Annotated in this window: 18 protein-coding genes; 13 read left to right on the forward strand and 5 right to left on the reverse strand. The window is 69.4% G+C overall.

Going from position 1 to position 15,896, the window contains the following annotated elements; genetic code table 11:
- Positions 1-50 precede the first annotated feature (50 nt).
- Complete coding sequence (locus tag JUB13_RS11100; RefSeq protein ID WP_207478868.1) at positions 51-404, forward strand: response regulator; 354 nt, start codon at positions 51-53, stop codon at positions 402-404.
- A gap of 19 nt (positions 405-423) precedes the next feature.
- On the opposite strand, the gene JUB13_RS11105 is transcribed toward JUB13_RS11100, so the two are convergent.
- Positions 424-1,131: a DUF502 domain-containing protein gene (locus JUB13_RS11105; RefSeq protein WP_207478869.1), complete on the reverse strand. Its 708-nt coding sequence runs from the start codon at positions 1,129-1,131 to the stop codon at positions 424-426.
- A gap of 126 nt (positions 1,132-1,257) precedes the next feature.
- On the opposite strand from JUB13_RS11105, the gene JUB13_RS11110 reads away from it, so the two are divergent.
- The 3 genes from JUB13_RS11110 (at position 1,258) to JUB13_RS11120 (ending at position 3,029) form a co-directional block, all read left to right on the forward strand.
- Positions 1,258-1,956: a Crp/Fnr family transcriptional regulator gene (locus tag JUB13_RS11110; protein WP_328702915.1), complete on the forward strand. Its 699-nt coding sequence runs from the start codon at positions 1,258-1,260 to the stop codon at positions 1,954-1,956.
- Positions 1,957-2,127: 171 nt separating this feature from the next.
- Positions 2,128-2,295 (forward strand): hypothetical protein, encoded by a 168-nt coding sequence (locus JUB13_RS11115; RefSeq protein WP_207478871.1) that lies wholly within the window; start codon positions 2,128-2,130, stop codon positions 2,293-2,295.
- Positions 2,296-2,396: 101 nt separating this feature from the next.
- Positions 2,397-3,029 carry a class I SAM-dependent methyltransferase gene (locus JUB13_RS11120; RefSeq protein WP_328702916.1) on the forward strand — a complete coding sequence of 211 codons (633 nt, stop codon included), beginning with the start codon at positions 2,397-2,399 and terminating at the stop codon, positions 3,027-3,029.
- A gap of 15 nt (positions 3,030-3,044) precedes the next feature.
- On the opposite strand, the gene JUB13_RS11125 is transcribed toward JUB13_RS11120, so the two are convergent.
- Entirely contained in the window at positions 3,045-3,677 is a 633-nt protein-coding gene (locus JUB13_RS11125) for a hypothetical protein (RefSeq protein ID WP_207478872.1), read from the reverse strand.
- Positions 3,678-3,871: 194 nt separating this feature from the next.
- Between JUB13_RS11125 and JUB13_RS32005 the strand changes: the two genes are divergently transcribed.
- Complete coding sequence (locus JUB13_RS32005; protein ID WP_207478873.1) at positions 3,872-4,249, forward strand: methyl-accepting chemotaxis protein; 378 nt, start codon at positions 3,872-3,874, stop codon at positions 4,247-4,249.
- Positions 4,250-4,291: 42 nt separating this feature from the next.
- Here the strand turns inward: JUB13_RS32005 and JUB13_RS11135 are convergent, their stop codons facing one another.
- On the reverse strand, positions 4,292-4,492 hold the full coding sequence (locus tag JUB13_RS11135) for a hypothetical protein (protein ID WP_207478874.1): 201 nt from the start codon (positions 4,490-4,492) through the stop codon (positions 4,292-4,294).
- Positions 4,493-4,704: 212 nt separating this feature from the next.
- On the opposite strand from JUB13_RS11135, the gene JUB13_RS11140 reads away from it, so the two are divergent.
- The 3 genes from JUB13_RS11140 to JUB13_RS11150 all read left to right on the forward strand — a co-directional run bounded on the left by JUB13_RS11140 (position 4,705) and on the right by JUB13_RS11150 (position 7,514).
- Entirely contained in the window at positions 4,705-5,178 is a 474-nt protein-coding gene (locus JUB13_RS11140) for a PAS domain-containing protein (RefSeq protein WP_207478875.1), read from the forward strand.
- 72 nt (positions 5,179-5,250) lie between these two features.
- Positions 5,251-7,191 carry a DNA translocase FtsK gene (locus JUB13_RS11145; RefSeq protein ID WP_207478876.1) on the forward strand — a complete coding sequence of 647 codons (1,941 nt, stop codon included), beginning with the start codon at positions 5,251-5,253 and terminating at the stop codon, positions 7,189-7,191.
- 158 nt (positions 7,192-7,349) lie between these two features.
- Complete coding sequence (locus JUB13_RS11150) at positions 7,350-7,514, forward strand: hypothetical protein (protein ID WP_207478877.1); 165 nt, start codon at positions 7,350-7,352, stop codon at positions 7,512-7,514.
- Here JUB13_RS11150 and JUB13_RS11155 read toward each other — a convergent pair.
- A complete protein-coding gene (locus tag JUB13_RS11155; RefSeq protein WP_207478878.1) occupies positions 7,474-7,917 on the reverse strand; it encodes a response regulator in 444 nt (147 codons plus the stop codon). The genes JUB13_RS11150 and JUB13_RS11155 overlap by 41 nt on opposite strands.
- A gap of 100 nt (positions 7,918-8,017) precedes the next feature.
- On the opposite strand from JUB13_RS11155, the gene JUB13_RS11160 reads away from it, so the two are divergent.
- The 5 genes from JUB13_RS11160 to JUB13_RS11180 all read left to right on the forward strand — a co-directional run bounded on the left by JUB13_RS11160 (position 8,018) and on the right by JUB13_RS11180 (position 15,175).
- A complete protein-coding gene (locus tag JUB13_RS11160; RefSeq protein ID WP_328702917.1) occupies positions 8,018-8,455 on the forward strand; it encodes a DUF4383 domain-containing protein in 438 nt (145 codons plus the stop codon).
- A 191-nt stretch (positions 8,456-8,646) separates the two neighbouring features.
- Positions 8,647-9,876 (forward strand): SAM-dependent methyltransferase, encoded by a 1,230-nt coding sequence (locus JUB13_RS11165; protein WP_207478880.1) that lies wholly within the window; start codon positions 8,647-8,649, stop codon positions 9,874-9,876.
- Between the two features lie 71 nt (positions 9,877-9,947).
- The gene (locus JUB13_RS11170; RefSeq protein ID WP_207478881.1) at positions 9,948-11,381 is read left to right on the forward strand and encodes an aldehyde dehydrogenase family protein; all 1,434 of its coding nucleotides are present in this window, start codon (positions 9,948-9,950) and stop codon (positions 11,379-11,381) included.
- Between the two features lie 25 nt (positions 11,382-11,406).
- A complete protein-coding gene (locus JUB13_RS11175) occupies positions 11,407-12,153 on the forward strand; it encodes an SDR family oxidoreductase (RefSeq protein WP_207478882.1) in 747 nt (248 codons plus the stop codon).
- Between the two features lie 349 nt (positions 12,154-12,502).
- Positions 12,503-15,175 carry a glycosyltransferase gene (locus JUB13_RS11180; RefSeq protein ID WP_207478883.1) on the forward strand — a complete coding sequence of 891 codons (2,673 nt, stop codon included), beginning with the start codon at positions 12,503-12,505 and terminating at the stop codon, positions 15,173-15,175.
- 84 nt (positions 15,176-15,259) lie between these two features.
- On the opposite strand, the gene JUB13_RS11185 is transcribed toward JUB13_RS11180, so the two are convergent.
- Positions 15,260-15,739 carry an Lrp/AsnC family transcriptional regulator gene (locus JUB13_RS11185; RefSeq protein WP_207478884.1) on the reverse strand — a complete coding sequence of 160 codons (480 nt, stop codon included), beginning with the start codon at positions 15,737-15,739 and terminating at the stop codon, positions 15,260-15,262.
- Between the last annotated feature and the right edge of the window lie 157 nt (positions 15,740-15,896).

A 15,896-nucleotide genomic window follows, 5' to 3' on the forward strand; every position in this document is an offset into this window, starting at 1 on the left:
GGGCGCCCTGTCCCAACATCGCCGCGCGGGGCCTGACGGATGGTGGACGCATGCGATTCCTGGTGATCGAGGACGACGAGGCTGTGGCGGAGCTGCTCCGCCAGATGATCGAGGATCTCGAGCACGAGGTGGTCGGCACCGCGGGCACAGCGCAGGAGGCCTTCCATCTGATCGAGACGGCCCTCCCCGATGCGCTGCTGGTCGATGTGGACCTCGGCCGCGGCGGCAGCGGCCTCGACGTTGCGGTCCATGCCTATATCGGGCACGGCATCCGCTCGCTCTTCGTCAGCGGCAACATCGACGGCTGGCTCCGGCGCGGCATGCAGTCGATCCGGCCCTACGGCTTCCTGGCGAAGCCCTTCCCGCCCGAGGAGCTGGCAGAGACGGTGAGCCGGCTCGCCTGAGACAGGAGTTCCGCCCGGGTCAGGCGTCGACGGGCGCCGGCGCGGCGACGGTCGCGGCCGGCTTCTCGGGAGGGGTGACGAGACCGCCGGAGACGACGAGCTTGAGCCCGTCCTCGACACCCATGGCGAGCGCATGCACCTCCGCGCGCGGCAGGAACAGGAGGAAGCCCGAGGTCGGGTTCGGCGTCGTCGGCACGAAGACGCTGACGAGATCGCCGCCCCCGGCCTTCTGGACGTTGCCCTGGGGTACGCCTGTCACGAAGGCCAATGTCCATGTGCCGCGCCGGGGATACTCGATCAGCACGACCTCGCGGAAGGCCGTCGACTGGTTCGCCAGGACCGTCTCGAAGATCTGCTTGGTCGCGCCGTAGAACGAGCGGATCACCGGCATCCGCGCGACCAGAGCCTCGCCGCCCCTCAGGATCAGCCGGCCGAGATAGCCGGCCGTGAACATGCCGATCAGGGTGAGGCCGACCACCGCCAGGACGAGGCCCAGGCCAGGCAGGCCGAAAGGCAGGAATGCGCGCGGATCGTAGCGCTCCGGGATCAGGGGCGTGACGGCGCCATCCACAGTCACGACCAGAAGCCAGGCCAGGTAGAGGGTGATGGAGATCGGGGCCGTCACGAGCACGCCCGCGAGGAAATAGGCCCTGATTCGCCCGGTGAGCCCCAGCGAGGGGCGTCCGTCCGGATGGGCGTCATGCTCCGGGGCCTGGCTGTCGGTCAACGCTTCTGCCGCATTCTGGTACCCGCCGATACTGTCCCAAGGCGCGGGCAGGGGCAATGGCCGGCGCGAGGCTTGCTCCCGTCGCGTCGCCTTGTATGCTGGGCGGCCTCAAGAGAAGGTGCGGTCGTGCCGGAGTCGAACACCCAATCCCTCGAGCGGATCGAGCTGCTGGCGCCCCTGCGCCCGGAGGAGCGTGCGGTCCTGGCGCGCCAATGCGCATGGCGCCGCTATCGTCCCGACGAGCAGATCATCGATCATCTCAGCGACACCCGCGACGTCTGCTTCGTTGTCGATGGCCGCGTGCGGGTGGTGATGTACTCGGCCTCGGGCCGCGAGATCACCTTCGACGACGTCGACGCCGGAGGCTTCATCGGGGAGCTCTCGGCCATCGACGAGAAGCCGCGCTCCGCCTCGGTGATCGCGATCAGCGCCTGCCTCGTGGCGCTGATGCCCCCGCGGGTCTTCCGCGAGATGGTGGCCGGGCATCCCCAGGTGGCGCTGACGCTGATGCGCCGGCTCGCCGCCATGGTGCGTGCGGCGACCGAGCGGATCATGGACCTGTCGACGCTGGGAGCGAACAACCGGGTGCATGCGGAACTCCTGCGCCTGGGAAAGCCGGGTCTGCAGGACGACAACACGGCCGTGATCGCCCCGATCCCGGTCCATGCGGACGTGGCCAGCCGCGTCAGCACGACCCGCGAGACCGTCGCCCGCGTCTTCAGCGACCTGACCCGGAGCAAGATCCTCGAGAAGCGGGGGCAGAACCTGGTGATCAAGGATTACGCCCGGCTGGAATCCATGGTCGAGGACGTCCGGGGCGATTAGCCCGCCCGCGCCCTCGCAGGCCGCGCGGGGCAATTCGGGCCGCGGTCGCGCGCCATGCGAGGGCCCCGGCAGCCCTACCACGCGTTCGACGCGCGCTGGCCGCTCTCCTGCGTTCCCAGCACCGCCGGCCTCGCCCATCCTGGCGCCCTCCGTCGACGCGAGAGGCCGCCCGTGGACCGCAAGACCGCACCCGTCAGCCCCTACCTGCTCCGCCCCCTCCGCAGCTTGGGCGAGGCCGAGGCCGACCGGGCGCGCGCGGACGTGCTGCGCGCTGCATCGCTTCCGTGCCGGCCTGGCGTGCCGGCCGGCGCCGAGGCCCCGGCCGGCACGCCGACCTGACGGTCCGACTTGAAGGTTTTGTTGCAGCGCAACACGCGGGTTGCACACGGCCGAGCACATGCATTAAGCGCATCGGGCGTAGTGATCTGCAGGGGTTCGCCGTGAGCAGCAAGACGTACGACCGTATCGCCCCACTCTACGATGCACTGGACTTCGCCTACGAGGTCGGCTGGAAGCGGCGCCTGCGGAGCCTGGTCTTCGCCGGCACCGCCGGGAGGATCCTCGATGCAGGTGCCGGGACGGGCTGCAACATGCCGCTCTATCCCGACGGTTCCGAAGTCGTGGCCCTGGACAACAGCGCGGCCATGCTGGAACGTGCCGCCACCCGCGCGGCAAGGCTCGGCCGCAGCGTCGACATCCGGCACGGCGACCTGCTGGACACCGGATTCCCGGACGGCCATTTCGACCACATCGTCGCGACCTTCGTCTTCTGCGTGCTGCCCGAGCCCCTGCAGGAGCCGGCGCTGCGCGAGCTTGCCCGAATCTGCCGTCCGGGCGGCACCATCCGCATCCTCGATTACACGACCTCGCGGCGGACTCCGGCGCGGATCTGGATGCGCGCGGTCTCGCCCTGGCTGCGCTTCGCCTTCGCCGCCCGCTACGACGCCAGCTATGAATCCCGCCTTCCCGCGGCCGGGCTGGAGACCGTCGAAAGCCGCCATGTGTTCGGGGACATGGTGAAGCTGCTGGTCAGCCGGCCAGTCTCCGCGGCGGCACGCCAATCCGCCGCGTGAGCCCGCGGCCCGGTGTCAGACGGCTTGGCCCGTCGCCCGCGATGCGTGCGTCGGATGGCCCTCGGCATCGACGAAGCCGGCGGCGCGGAGCCGGCGGAGCTGACGGCTGAAGGCCTCGGCGGCGGCGGGGCGCTCGTGGCCCTCCAGCCAGTTCTGCTCGAGGAACGCCAGGAGCCCCGGCTGGCCGAGTTCGACCTCCCAGAGGATCCCGAGCAGCGAGGTCAGGTTCTCCTCGTCCCAGGCCGTCTCGTCGTCGAGGGCGCGCTGAGCATCGGCCTCCGCGCGCAGGCCGGTCTCCGGCCCGGCGCCGAGCCCGAAGTCGTAGAGCGCGCGGCGCTCGGGCGGGGAGAGCTGCCAATGGGCGATCTCATGGATCACCACCGAGGGCTCACTGCGGGTTCGGATCGCATGGCCGTCCCAGCTGAAGGCCGCTGCGGGCTCCTCGTCGATGGTCGGAATCCCCATTGCCGCAGCCAGCTCGACCGCTTGGCGCCGCTGCTGCTCCGCATCCCCCGTGTCGCCGCTCGGCGGCAGGCTTTCGCGGATGCGCCGGAACACGGCAGTGGCGAAGGGGTCCTCCGCCAGGTTCGCAGCGAACCGGTCGAGAACGGCGGGAAGATCGGCGAAGGCGATGGGCGTCAGGATCATGGCTGGGCGCGTCTGTAGCAGGATCCGTGTGAACGGCGGGCGGCGCAGACTACACGCCGTGCCATGCCGTGCCGAGGATGATTTCATCCCGACTTTGCGGCAGTGGGACGCGGCACGGTGTCACCCCCACCGTCCGGTCGAGGGATGTGGTAGTCTCTCCAGCGTCTGAATTCACGTCACGTCAAGAGGCATCCATGTCCCTGCCCGCCGCATCGCACCCCGCTGCGCCCCTGCCCGCCGACAGCGACAGACACGCCGAGCTGTCTGGCGCGCTTCAGGAAATCGCGCGGGAGCTTGCCGGCCTGCGCAGCGAGATCGAGAAGGTGGGCACCGTGGCGCAGCAGATCGACGCGATCGCGAAGCAGACCAACCTGCTGGCGCTGAACGCGACCATCGAGGCGGCCCGCGCCGGCGAGGCCGGGCGTGGCTTCGCCGTCGTTGCAGGCGAGGTCAAGAACCTGTCTGGACAGACCGGTGGGGCGACCGCCGAGATCTCCGGCGTCCTGCAGAGCCTGACGCGACGCACGCAACTGCTTGGCCAGCTCATCGAGCGGGCGATCGCATCCGTCTGAGCGCCCGAGGCGGGTTCTCGGTGGCCGTCCGCAGGCGGAAGCTCACCGGAACAGCGAATAGACCCCGTATCCCACGAGGATGAGGACGCCCCAGGAGGCCAGGGCGGCGACGCCCAGCAGCGCAAGGCGGGTCCGGAGCGACAGCTTGCGTTCCGGCATCGCGAGCGCGGCGGCCGGCTGCACCGTCGGGATGCCCGTGGTCGGCGCCAGCTCGGCTTGTGACAGGGTGACGGCCTCGTTCACGACATACCCCCGGGCGGGTCCAGAATTCACGTCAATTACACTGATACGGACGCTAACAATCGGTAAACGGGCCAGCCCGGGCTGGGAGGAACAGACGGAGTACCTCCACGCCGGCGCGCCGCCTCCTGCCCCATCGAAATCCCTTGCGCAGGCGCGGAGCCGGCTGCTACCGCTTTGTCTCCGGACGCATGCCGGCGCCCCGACGAAGCAGCATGAACCAGGACACCCTCACCCTCCGTCATCCGAAACTGCTGAGCCTCTACGCGCTGTGGCTCGAGCAGGGCGGCGCCACCGGGCTTCCGCTCACGGCCGCGCTCGATCCGACGGCGCTGCGCCCTTGGCTGGGCAACCTGCTGCTGATGGAAGTCCGCCGCGGGGCCGACTTCGTCTACTCCTACTACGGGCGCGGCTTCGCCGACGCCTTCGGGGAGGACCGCATGGGCCAGTCCATCGAGGCTCTGCCGGAGCCGCAGGCCGAGCTGCTGCGGGCGGAGTACGAAGCGGTCAGGGCTTCGGGCCGTCCGGCGGCGCGTGTCTACAGCGCCGATTTCAACGGCGTGCCCTCGACCTGGGAGCGCCTGGTGCTTCCGCTGTCCGACGATGGCGAGGCCGTGACGAAGCTGCTCGTCGGTGCCTACCGGCTCGAGCGGCCCACGGTCGTCCCGATGGCCGCGCCCCGCACCTGACCGGCGTGGCTTTTAACGCGCCCTAGACGAAGCGCCCGTATTGTCCGGGCTTGCCCGCTGACCTGAGGCCCCATGGACCCGACCCTGACCCACACCCCAGGCCGTGCCGATGCCGACCCGGGAACGGACATCTCATCCGCGCAGGAGTTCAATCTCTGGTGCGCCATGAACGACAAGCCGTTCCGGCTGAGCCAGAACGTGTGGCCGGACGGCGCGGTCGAATGGGATGTAATGATCGATGCGGGTGGACCGGACTCGCGCGTCGTCTATGGCACCGGGCAGCGCGCCGAGACCGAGGCCGTGATCGCCGCCAACGCCTTCCTCGCCGGGGTGGAATGGGCCGAGGCGCATCTCTCGCTGCGCGTCGTCGAGCGGACGGGTACCAACGCTCCGGCGCAGGCGCAGCACGCCGCCACCGCGGCCGACGATGTCCCCTCCTCCGAGGGCGCGTGCCCCGCGCCCCCGGCTGAAGACACGGAATACGAGCTGCCCCCGCTGGACCTGCTGCGCGCTCCGCCGCCGCCGCCGGATCAGGACACGGACGAGGTGGGACTCGCCGCGAACGCGCGCCAGCTCGAGACCGTCCTTCGTAATTTCGGCGTGCGCGGCGAGATCATGGAGGTCCGCCCCGGCCCCGTGGTCACGCTCTACGAGCTGGAACCCGCGCCCGGCACGAAGTCGAGCCGCGTCATCAACCTCGCCGAGGACATCGCGCGCTCCATGCGCAAGATCACGGTGCGTATCGCCGTGGTCCCCGGGCGCAGCGTCATGGGCATCGAGCTGCCGAATCCGCAGCGCGAGACCGTGTACCTGCGCGAGATGCTAACGCATGACTCCTTCGCCGCGACCTCGTCGCGCCTGCCGCTGGCACTGGGCAAGGACATCGGCGGGGCGCCGCTCGTCGTCGACCTGGCGCGCATGCCTCACCTGCTGATCGCCGGCACCACGGGCTCGGGCAAGTCGGTCGCCATCAACACCATGATCCTGTCGCTGCTGTACCGGCTGAAGCCGGACCAGTGCCGCTTCATCATGGTCGACCCGAAGATGCTGGAGCTCTCGGTCTACGAGGGCATCCCGCACCTGCTGACCCCGGTGGTGACGGAGCCCAAGAAGGCGATCGTCGCGCTGAAATGGGCCGTGCGGGAGATGGAGAACCGATACCGCAAGATGGCGCGGTTCGGCGTGCGCAACATCGAGGGCTACAACGAGAAGGTCGCCGAGCTGGCTGCGGCGGGCGAGACCGTCACCCAGCAGGTGCAGGTGGGCTTCGACCGGCAGAGCCGGCAGCCGATCTACGAGGAGCAGCCGATCGAGCTGAAGGCCCTGCCCTACATCGTGGTGGTCGTCGATGAGATGGCCGACCTGATGCTGGTGGCGGGCAAGGAGATCGAGGCGGCTATCCAGCGCCTGGCGCAGATGGCCCGTGCGGCGGGCATCCACCTGATCATGGCGACGCAGCGGCCCTCGGTCGACGTGATCACCGGCACGATCAAGGCCAACTTCCCGACCCGCATCTCCTTCCAGGTCACCTCCAAGATCGACAGCCGCACCATCCTCGGCGAGCAGGGCGCCGAGCAACTCCTGGGGCAGGGCGACATGCTCTACATGGCTGGCGGCGGCCGCATCACGCGCGTCCACGGACCCTTCGTCTCCGACCACGAGGTCGAGGCGGCGGTGAAGCACATCAAGCTCCAGGGCCAGCCCGAGTACCTGCACGCGATCACCGAGGACGAGGACGAGGAGGTCGGCGAAGGCGAGGGCTCCGCCGCGGGCGGCGAAGAGGGCGGCGGCGCCTTCGCGGCGGGCAGCGAGGACGAGCTTTACGAGCAGGCCCGCGCCCTCGTGATCCGCGAGCGCAAGGCATCCGTCAGCTTCATCCAGCGCTGCCTGCAGATCGGCTACAACCGGTCGGCCCGGCTGGTCGAGCGCATGGAGGCCGAAGGGGTGGTCAGCGCAGCAAACCACGTCGGAAAGCGCGAGATCCTGATTAGCCGATCGGGCGAAGGATACTAGTACCAAAGAATCGGGGGAAAGCAGAGGTTGCAGACACGGGGGTGTTGATCCCGCTGCCGATAGGGTTCACGCTTTGGATAACGAGAAGCCCGACGGACACCAAAGGGGTGCCGTTCAATGGGCCGGGTCTGCGACGGACCCTGAAGCGGAGGACCGGCATGCCCCGAGACGAGGAACTCACCCTGCGTGAACTGCTCGAGGATCCCATCATAGAGCTGGTGATGGCGAGCGACGGCGTCGCCCGCGAGGAGCTCGCCGGCCTGCTCGCCAACCTTCGGCCACTCAGCCGCCACGCAGGGAGCGAGCCGTTCGAAACGGCCTGAGCGCAGCGCCGGGGAAAAGTTCGAACCCGGCGGCCTGCGGGGACTGCCCCGCGAGGACCAGCCGGACGGACGCCATCGCCGCCTCCAGCAGGACCGGGTCCAGGGGCTTGCAGAGAACGCCGAGCGCGGCGTCGGCCGCTGCGCGGGCCTTCTCCGCATGCGCCGTGACGAACAGGCTCGGCAGCCCGAAATGGCGCGCCAAGCCGCGCGCCGCAGCGATCCCGCTGCCGCCCGGCCCCAGCTCGACGTCGAGGAGCGCGACGTCGAACGCGCCGAGGCGCGCCTGATCCAGCACGGCCCTGACCGACGCCACGGGGGCGAGCACCTCGTATCCCGCCCTTTCGAGCATGCATGCCAGGGTAGCAGCGGTCAGCGGCTCGTCCTCGGCGATAAGAACCCGCATCGCGTTCTCCATTGGCCAGACGCACGGCCGGTCGAACAGGGACCGGAACTCGCGCAGGACCGCCCTGTTGCGACGGCAAGCAGCGATATGGAGGAAGTCCGTGAAAACTCGATACTTCGCCCTCGTCATGGGCATTATTTTTGCGGTGGTGGGGGTTGCCGGCTTCGTTCCGGGCCTCCTGGCGCCGCTCGAACCCGTTCCGCTGGCCGTGACGGCCCTGTCAGGGCGGCTTCTCGGCCTGTTCCCCGTGAACGTGCTGCACAGCCTCGTGCATCTCCTGTTCGGCATCTGGGGCATCGCAGCCTATCGCAGCATCGGGTCCGCCCGCGGCTACGCCAAGGCTGTCACGTGGATCTACGGGCTGCTGACGATCGCGGGCTTGGTGCCCGGCCTGAATACGACCTTCGGCCTCGTGCCGATCTACGGGCACGACGTCTGGCTGCATCTCGCCATCACCGCGGCGGCGGCATACTTCGCCTATGGCGTGCGTGAACAGGAAGTGGCGAGCACGCAGGCTTCGACGAATTACTACCGCTGAGAGCACGCGTCCGTGCGGGGTGCTACGCAATAGAAGTTGCGGGCACCTCGCACGAGGGCCGCGTAGCCGACCCCTGCCATGCGCGCAGAGGTGGCATTACGCACTTGCACCATGACGGAGCTTTGCCGACACTTCCGGCAGGGAAGCCAAAGCCGCTTCCAGCGTGTCCGCCTCATGGGGAAAGGTGCGTCATGCTTCTCGATGACTTGTTCCGTTCGTCGATTAGAGACGGCTCCATCGAAGTCGTCGACGTCCAAGGTCAAACGTCGCGCTACGGCTCGGAAACGGGCCCCCAGGTGACGATCCGCATCAAGGATCCCTGGCTCTTCTGGAAAGCGCCGCTGAATCCTTCCGTCGCCCTGGCCGAAGCCTACATGGACGGACGGCTCGACGTGGAGAAGGGGACGCTCCGCGACACGATCGAGGTCTTCACGCGCAACTACGAACATCTCGAGCGGCACTGGCTCGCAAGGTTCGGCGCGCGCCTGGTCGGCCACGGCAAGAAGCTCGCACAGTACAATCCGCGGCATCGCGCACGGCGCAACGTCGCCCACCACTACGACCTCTCGGAAGCGCTCTACCGCCTCTTCCTCGATGCGGACATGCAGTATTCCTGCGCCTATTTCGCGCGTCCCGACATGACGCTCGACGAGGCCCAGGAGGCGAAGAAGCGGCACATCGCAGCGAAGCTCCTGCTCGACCGGCCCGACCTGTCGGTGCTCGACATCGGGTCGGGCTGGGGCGGGCTCGGCCTGCATCTGGCCGAGCAGGTAGGCTGCGACGTGACGGGCGTGACGCTGAGCAAGGAGCAGCACCGCGTCAGCACCCAGCGGGCGCGCGAGCATGGCCTCGACGGCCGGGTGCGCTTCGCGCTTCAGGACTACAGGGATATCGACCGCCGGTTCGACCGCGTGGTTTCCGTCGGCATGTTCGAGCATGTCGGCAAACGGCACTACGGTGAGTTCTTCACGAAGCTGCGCGACCTGCTCGACGACGACGGGGTCGCGGTGATCCACTCCGTCGGCCGCTTCGACGAGCCGAGCCCGATCAATCCCTTTATCCGGAAGTACATCTTCCCAGGGGCCGACGTTCCCTCCCTGTCCGAGGTGCTGCCGGCCATCGAACGCGCCAGACTGCTGGTCACGGACATCGAGGTGCTGCGCCTTCACTACGCCGAGACGCTCCGCCACTGGCACGAGCGCTTCCTGGCCAACCGCGACCGGATCCGCTCTCTCTACGACGAGCGGTTCTGCCGGATGTGGGAGCTCTACCTGCTGTCCTGCGAGTACGGGTTCCGGCACATGGGCCTGATGATCTTCCAGATCCAGATCGCCAAGCGGCAGCACGCCCTGCCGCTCACCCGCGACTACATGTTCGAGGCGGAGCGCGCAATCCGGATACCGGCGCGGGCGGCAGAGTAGCGCGCCCAGGCGGTTGACCCTTCCCCCGGCGTGCCCGCACAGTGGCGGCAAAACGCCGGGGAAGGACCGCCATGACCGAACACGGGCTGCTGATCGGCGGCGAGTGGGAACACGCCGCCGAAACCATTCCGACCATCGATCCCAGCGACGGCACCGTGATCGCACGCCTCGCGCGCGGCACCGCCGCGGATGTCGACAGGGCCGTCACGGCCGCCGAAGCCGCGCTATCGGGCGCCTGGGGCGCCCTGCCCGCCTTCGAGCGCGGCCGGATCCTCACCCGAATCGGTGCCCTGATCCTGGAGCACCAGGACGCGCTGACGCGGATCGAGGCGGCGGATGTCGGCAAGCCCCTCCGCCAGGCGCGCGCCGACGTGATCGCCTGCGCCCGCTACTTCGAGTTCTATGGCGGCGCCGCCGACAAGGTGATGGGCGATACGATCCCGTTCCTAGACGGCTACACCGTCCTGACGCTGCGCGAGCCGCATGGCGTCACGGGGCACATCATCCCGTGGAACTACCCGCTGCAGATCCTCGGTCGCAGCGTCGCCGCGGCGTTGGCCATGGGAAATGCCTGCGTCCTGAAGCCGGCCGAGGACGCCTCGCTCTCGGCGCTGATGGTCGCGCGCCTGGCCATCGAGGCCGGCCTTCCGCCAGGCGCGCTGAACGTCGTCACCGGCCTCGGCGAGGAGGCAGGCGCCGCCCTGGCGCGGCATCCCGGGGTCAACCATCTGTCGTTCACGGGATCGGTGGAGGTCGGGCGCCTGATCCAGGCGGCGGCGGCCCTCAACACCATTCCCGTTACCCTCGAGCTCGGCGGCAAGTCGCCCCAACTCGTCTTCGCCGATGCCGACCTCGATGCCGCCCTGCCCTTCGTGGTCAACGCGGTGATCCAGAACGCGGGGCAGACCTGCTCGGCAGGCAGCCGCCTCCTGGTCGAGGATGCCATCTACGATACCTTCCTGGCCCGCGTCGCCGAACGGTTCCGCGCGCTGCGGGCCGGGCCCGCGAGCCGCGACCTCGATCTGGGGCCGGTGGTCAATGCCGGGCAGCGCGAGCGGGTCGAGCGCTTCCTGGCTCTGGCCCGCAAGGACGGCCTTCCGATCCTCGCCGAAGGAACGATCGAGGCGGACGTGCCCTCGGAAGGCCATTACGTCCGGCCGACGCTCATCGGCGACGTGCCGCCCGACCACCCCCTGGCGCAGGAGGAAGTCTTCGGGCCGGTCCTCTCGGCGATCAGGGTGCGCGACGAGGAGCATGCGCTGGAGGTCGCGAACGGCACCCCCTACGGGCTCGTCGCGGGAATCTGGACGCGCGACGGTGGCCGGCAGTTCCGCCTTGCACGTCGCCTGAAGGCAGGCCAGGTCTTCATCAACAACTATGGCGCCGCCGGCGGCGTCGAGCTGCCCTTCGGCGGCGTGAAGGCCAGCGGCCACGGCCGCGAGAAGGGCTTCGAGGCGCTGCTGGGCTTCTCCACCACGAAGACCGTGGCGCTCCGCCACGGCTGAACGAAGCGAATATCGGGAGGATAGCATGAGGCTCAAGGACAAGGTCGCGATCGTCACCGGCGCCGGTTCCGGCTTCGGCGAGGGGATAGCGCGCCGCTTCGTGGCGGAGGGTGCGCGGGTCGTGGTCGCCGACATCAACGAGGATTCTGGCCGCCGCGTGGCGGCCGATCTCGGCGACGCCGCCCACTTCGTGCGCGCCGATGTCAGCCTCGACGCCGACGTCGCGGGCATGGTCGATGCGGCCGAGCGCGCTTTCGGCGGCTTGGACATCCTGGTGAACAACGCAGGCTACACGCACAGGAACGGCCCGATGCTGGATGTGCCGGAGGAGGTCTTCGACCGCGTCTTCGCCGTGAACGTGAAGTCGATCTATCTCGGCGCCCGGCACGCGGTGCCGCGGTTCCGCGCCCGCGGCGGCGGCGTGATCTGCAACGTCGCCTCGACGGCGGGCGTGCGTCCCCGGCCGGGGCTTACCTGGTACAACGGCTCGAAGGGCGCAGCCATCGTGCTGACCAAGTCCATGGCGGTCGAGCTGGCGCCCGAGAAGATCCGGGTGGTGGCGCTGAATCCGGTCGCCGGCGAGACCGGGATGCTGCACCTGTTCATGGGCGAGGACACGCCCGAGAAGCGCCGCCAGTTCCAGAGCACCATCCCGCTCGGCCGGCTCTCGCGCCCGCAGGACATCGCCAATGCCGCGCTCTTCCTGTGCTCGGATGAGGCGGAATTCCTGACGGGCGTCTGCCTCGAGGTGGACGGTGGCCGCTGCATCTGAGCCGCATCCGGCCTGCAACCATGAGGACGTGGTGCACGCCGGGACGCGGGCTGCAGGACAGTGCCCGGAATCGTGGCCACCGCCGCGGCATCCCGCCGCAGCCCGAGGGATCGGGGTATCTCGCGCCGGATCACCCTCGTTCGCGCGGCATCTGGCACCGCCTGAATGGAAAAAAGGTATAGGTCCGGGGCGGTAAGACTGAAGACACGCATCGGGTGTGACGACGCTCACGGCGACGCCTGTTGGGGGCGGCTAGAACCACCGCTGAGGCAACCGGACCAATCCCGGTCCGGTCTTCCCATCGGCGGCCACAGCCTTCCACACGGGCCGCCACAGGAACCGCAGCAAAATGTCGAAGCCGACGACCGCCCGGGCCCTTGCCCTCGCCGCCGTACTGGCCGCCGCGACCGCCGTCCATGGCGCATTCTGGACGGCCCGCAACCAGCCGGTCGCGATCGACGCAGAGCCCGGCCGCCTGCAATCTCTCTCCTACAGCCCCTCGGGCCGGGACTTCGATCCCGAGGAGGAGAAGTTCGTCGACCGCGCGCACATCCAGCGCGACCTTTCCGCCATCGCCTCCGTCGCTGACGGAATCCGGACCTACACCGTCCAGGAAGGGATGGACGCCATGCCGCGCCTCGCGGCGCGTGCCGGCCTGAAGGTCAGCCTCGGTGTCTGGGTCGACGGCGAGACCAAGCGCACCGAGAACGAGGTCGCGACGGCGATCCGCCTCGCCCGCACCGTGCCCGGCATCGTGCGCGTCGTGGTCGGCAACGAGACGCTGCTGCGCGGCGAGATGACCGATGCGCAGCTTGCGCGCCTCGTCGAGCGCGTGCGCCGCGAGGTGCCCCCCCACATCAAGGTCGGCACGGCCGACACTTGGCACGCCATGCTGAACGCGCCGCGCACGGTCGCGGCCTCCGACTTCGTCGGCATCCACACCCTGCCTTTCTGGGAAGGCCGGGGCTCGGACAACGCGCTTGGCTACGCCATCGACAAGATCGAGCGGGTCCGCGCCCGCTATCCCGGCAAGGCGATCTGGGTCGGCGAGGTGGGCTGGCCCTCAGCCGGCGAGAACTACTTCGGCGCCTTCCCCTCGCAGGAGATGCAGGCGCGGATCATCCGCGAGTTCGCGGCCTACGCGAACGCCAACGGCGTCGCCTACAACGTGATCGAGGCCTTCGACCAGCCCTGGAAGGTCGCGCTTGAAGGCGGCGTGGGCACGGCCTGGGGCATGATGGATGCCGACCGCCAGCCCAAGTTCCCGCTGGCCGGCATGGTCGAGGCGACGCCGCTGGAGAAGCGGGCGGGCCTGCTCGCCGTGATTGGCGGCCTGGTGCTGTCGGCCGTGGCGGTCGCGGGCCGGCTGCGCCGCGGCCGCGCCACGCTCGCCCAGACCCTGGTCTCGACCACGACCCTGCACCTGATCGGCGCCTCCGCCGCGCTGGCCGCGATCCAGGCCGGCACCGAGTACGTGACCCTCGGCTCGATCGTGATGTGGACCGGCGGCGCCCTGATGGGAACGCTGCTGGCGATCCTCGCCTTCGCCGATATCGACGAGGCCGCGCTGACGCTGCTCGGCCGGCCGGCCCGGCGCCTGCTGCCGAACGGCGTCTCGCCGGCCCCGGAGATCCGCCGCCCGAAGGTCTCCGTGCACATTGCCGCGCGGAACGAGAACCCTGCGATGATGAAGCAGACGCTCGACGCGCTGGCGGCCCTGAACTACCCGGACTGGGAGGCGGTCGTCGCGATCAACAACACCGCCGACAAGTCGCTGGTGACGCCCGTCCAAGCCCATTGCGAGGAGCTGAACGCCCGCCTCGGCCAGCGTCGCTTCGTCTTCGCCGACTTCACCTGCACCGGCTTCAAGGCGGGCGCGCTGAACCAGGCGCTGCGCCTGACGGCTCCCGACGCCGAGGTGGTGGCGGTGCTGGATGCCGACTACGCGGTGCACCCGGACTGGCTGGACCGCTTGGCGCCCGTCTTCGCCGCAGACCCGCGCGTCGGCATCGTCCAGGCCCCGCAGGAGCACCGCGACGGCGCCGAATCGACGCCCAAGCGCCTGATGTCGGCCGAGTACCGCGCCTTCTTCGACAGCGGCATGATCGAGCGCAACGAGGACGACGCGCTGATCTGCCACGGCACCATGATCATGGTCCGCCGCGCCGCCCTGGAGCAGGCCGGCGGCTGGAGCGAGTGGTGCATCGTCGAGGACACCGAGCTCGGCCTGAAGCTGCTCGAATCCGGCTGGTCGATCCACTACACCAACGAACGCCTGGGCGCGGGCTGCGCGCCGGACAGCTACAAGGACTTCCGCCAGCAGCGCCATCGCTGGGCCTACGGCTCGGTCCAGATCATGAAGGCGCACGCCAAGCGGATGCTGCCCGGCGTGCCCGGCCTGAACCCCGCCCAGAAGCTGCAGTTCGCCGCGGGCTGGGCGCGGTGGTGGGCCGACGCGATCGGCCTCGTGGCGGCCTTCATGGCGATAGTCTGGACCTTCGCCGCGACCATCCTGCCGCTGCACCTGCCGCCGGTCGAGGTGACCGCCGTGGCGCTCGCCGCGATCATCCTGCGCGCCGCGTCGAGCATGGCGCTGACTCGCTGGGCCTCGGGCCATGGCTGGCGCGACACGCTGGGCACCGCGCTGATCGGCATGAGCCTGAGCATGACCGTCGGCCGTGCGATCCTGAAGGGCCTCTTCACGAAGCACGAGCCCTTCAAGGTCACCGCCAAGGGCAACGGCAAGAAGAAGGCGGCCGGCCGCTTTGCCGGTGGCCCGGAGCTGGCCCTGACGGTGGTGCTGGTGGTGGCCGCCGCGACCGCGCAGCTCATCAACAAGACCGAGACGCTCGAGCTCGAGCTGTGGTCGGCGCTGCTGATGCTGATGGCGCTTCCGAACGCCCTGGCCGCCTTCTTCGCCGCCGGCGACCTGTTCCCCGAAGGCCTGCGCCTCGGCGCGCTGGCACGCCGCCTGCGCCCGGTCCGGCGTCCCGCCGCGGAGCCGGTGGCCGAGCGGGCCTGAGGGATCCGGGGAAACCATCGAGCGCATTCGACCTGAAAGGGGCGGGCCGACAACGGCCCGCCCCTCATCTTTTGCGCGTCCGCCCTACCGGACCTCGGCCTGGCCGAGCGGCAGGACCGTCGTCTGCTTGACGGTCTCCAGCACGATGTTGGAGCGCACGCTGCGTACCCCCGGGATGGGCATGACCGCGTGCATCAGGAACTCGGAGAAGGCCTTCAGGTCGCGCGCCACGATGCGCAGGACGTAGTCGGCCTCGCCCGTCACCGAGAAGCATTCGAGCACCTCGGGAAGGCGCGCGACCGCCTGGGCGAAGGCCTGCGCCGGGCTTTCGCCGTGGCGCTCCAGCGAGACGCTGGTGAAGGCGAGCACGCCCAGCCCGATCAGGTCCGGGTCGAGCTGGGCGCGGTATTGCGCGATGACGCCCTCTTCCTCCAGGCGGCGCAGGCGCCGGTGGACCTGCGAGGCCGAGAGATGGACCCGCTCGGACAGGGCGACGTTCGACAGGCGCGCCTCCTCCTGCAGGGCGGACAGCAGGCGGATGTCGTAGGAGTCGAGCTGGACCATAGTGCATGCATGCTCCGTGCGCCAAATTGGCGCAGGGCGACATTACCGTGCGTCCGATGCCGCTGCCAGCGCACCGGTCGCCAGGACCGTGCAGCCTTCCGGCGCTAGAATCGTTTCAATGACAAACCATTCCGGCGATGGCCGGCACGGGGGAACG

The sequence above is a fragment of the Arenibaculum pallidiluteum genome (genome assembly GCF_017355985.1).
GTDB lineage: Bacteria > Pseudomonadota > Alphaproteobacteria > Azospirillales > Azospirillaceae > Arenibaculum > Arenibaculum pallidiluteum.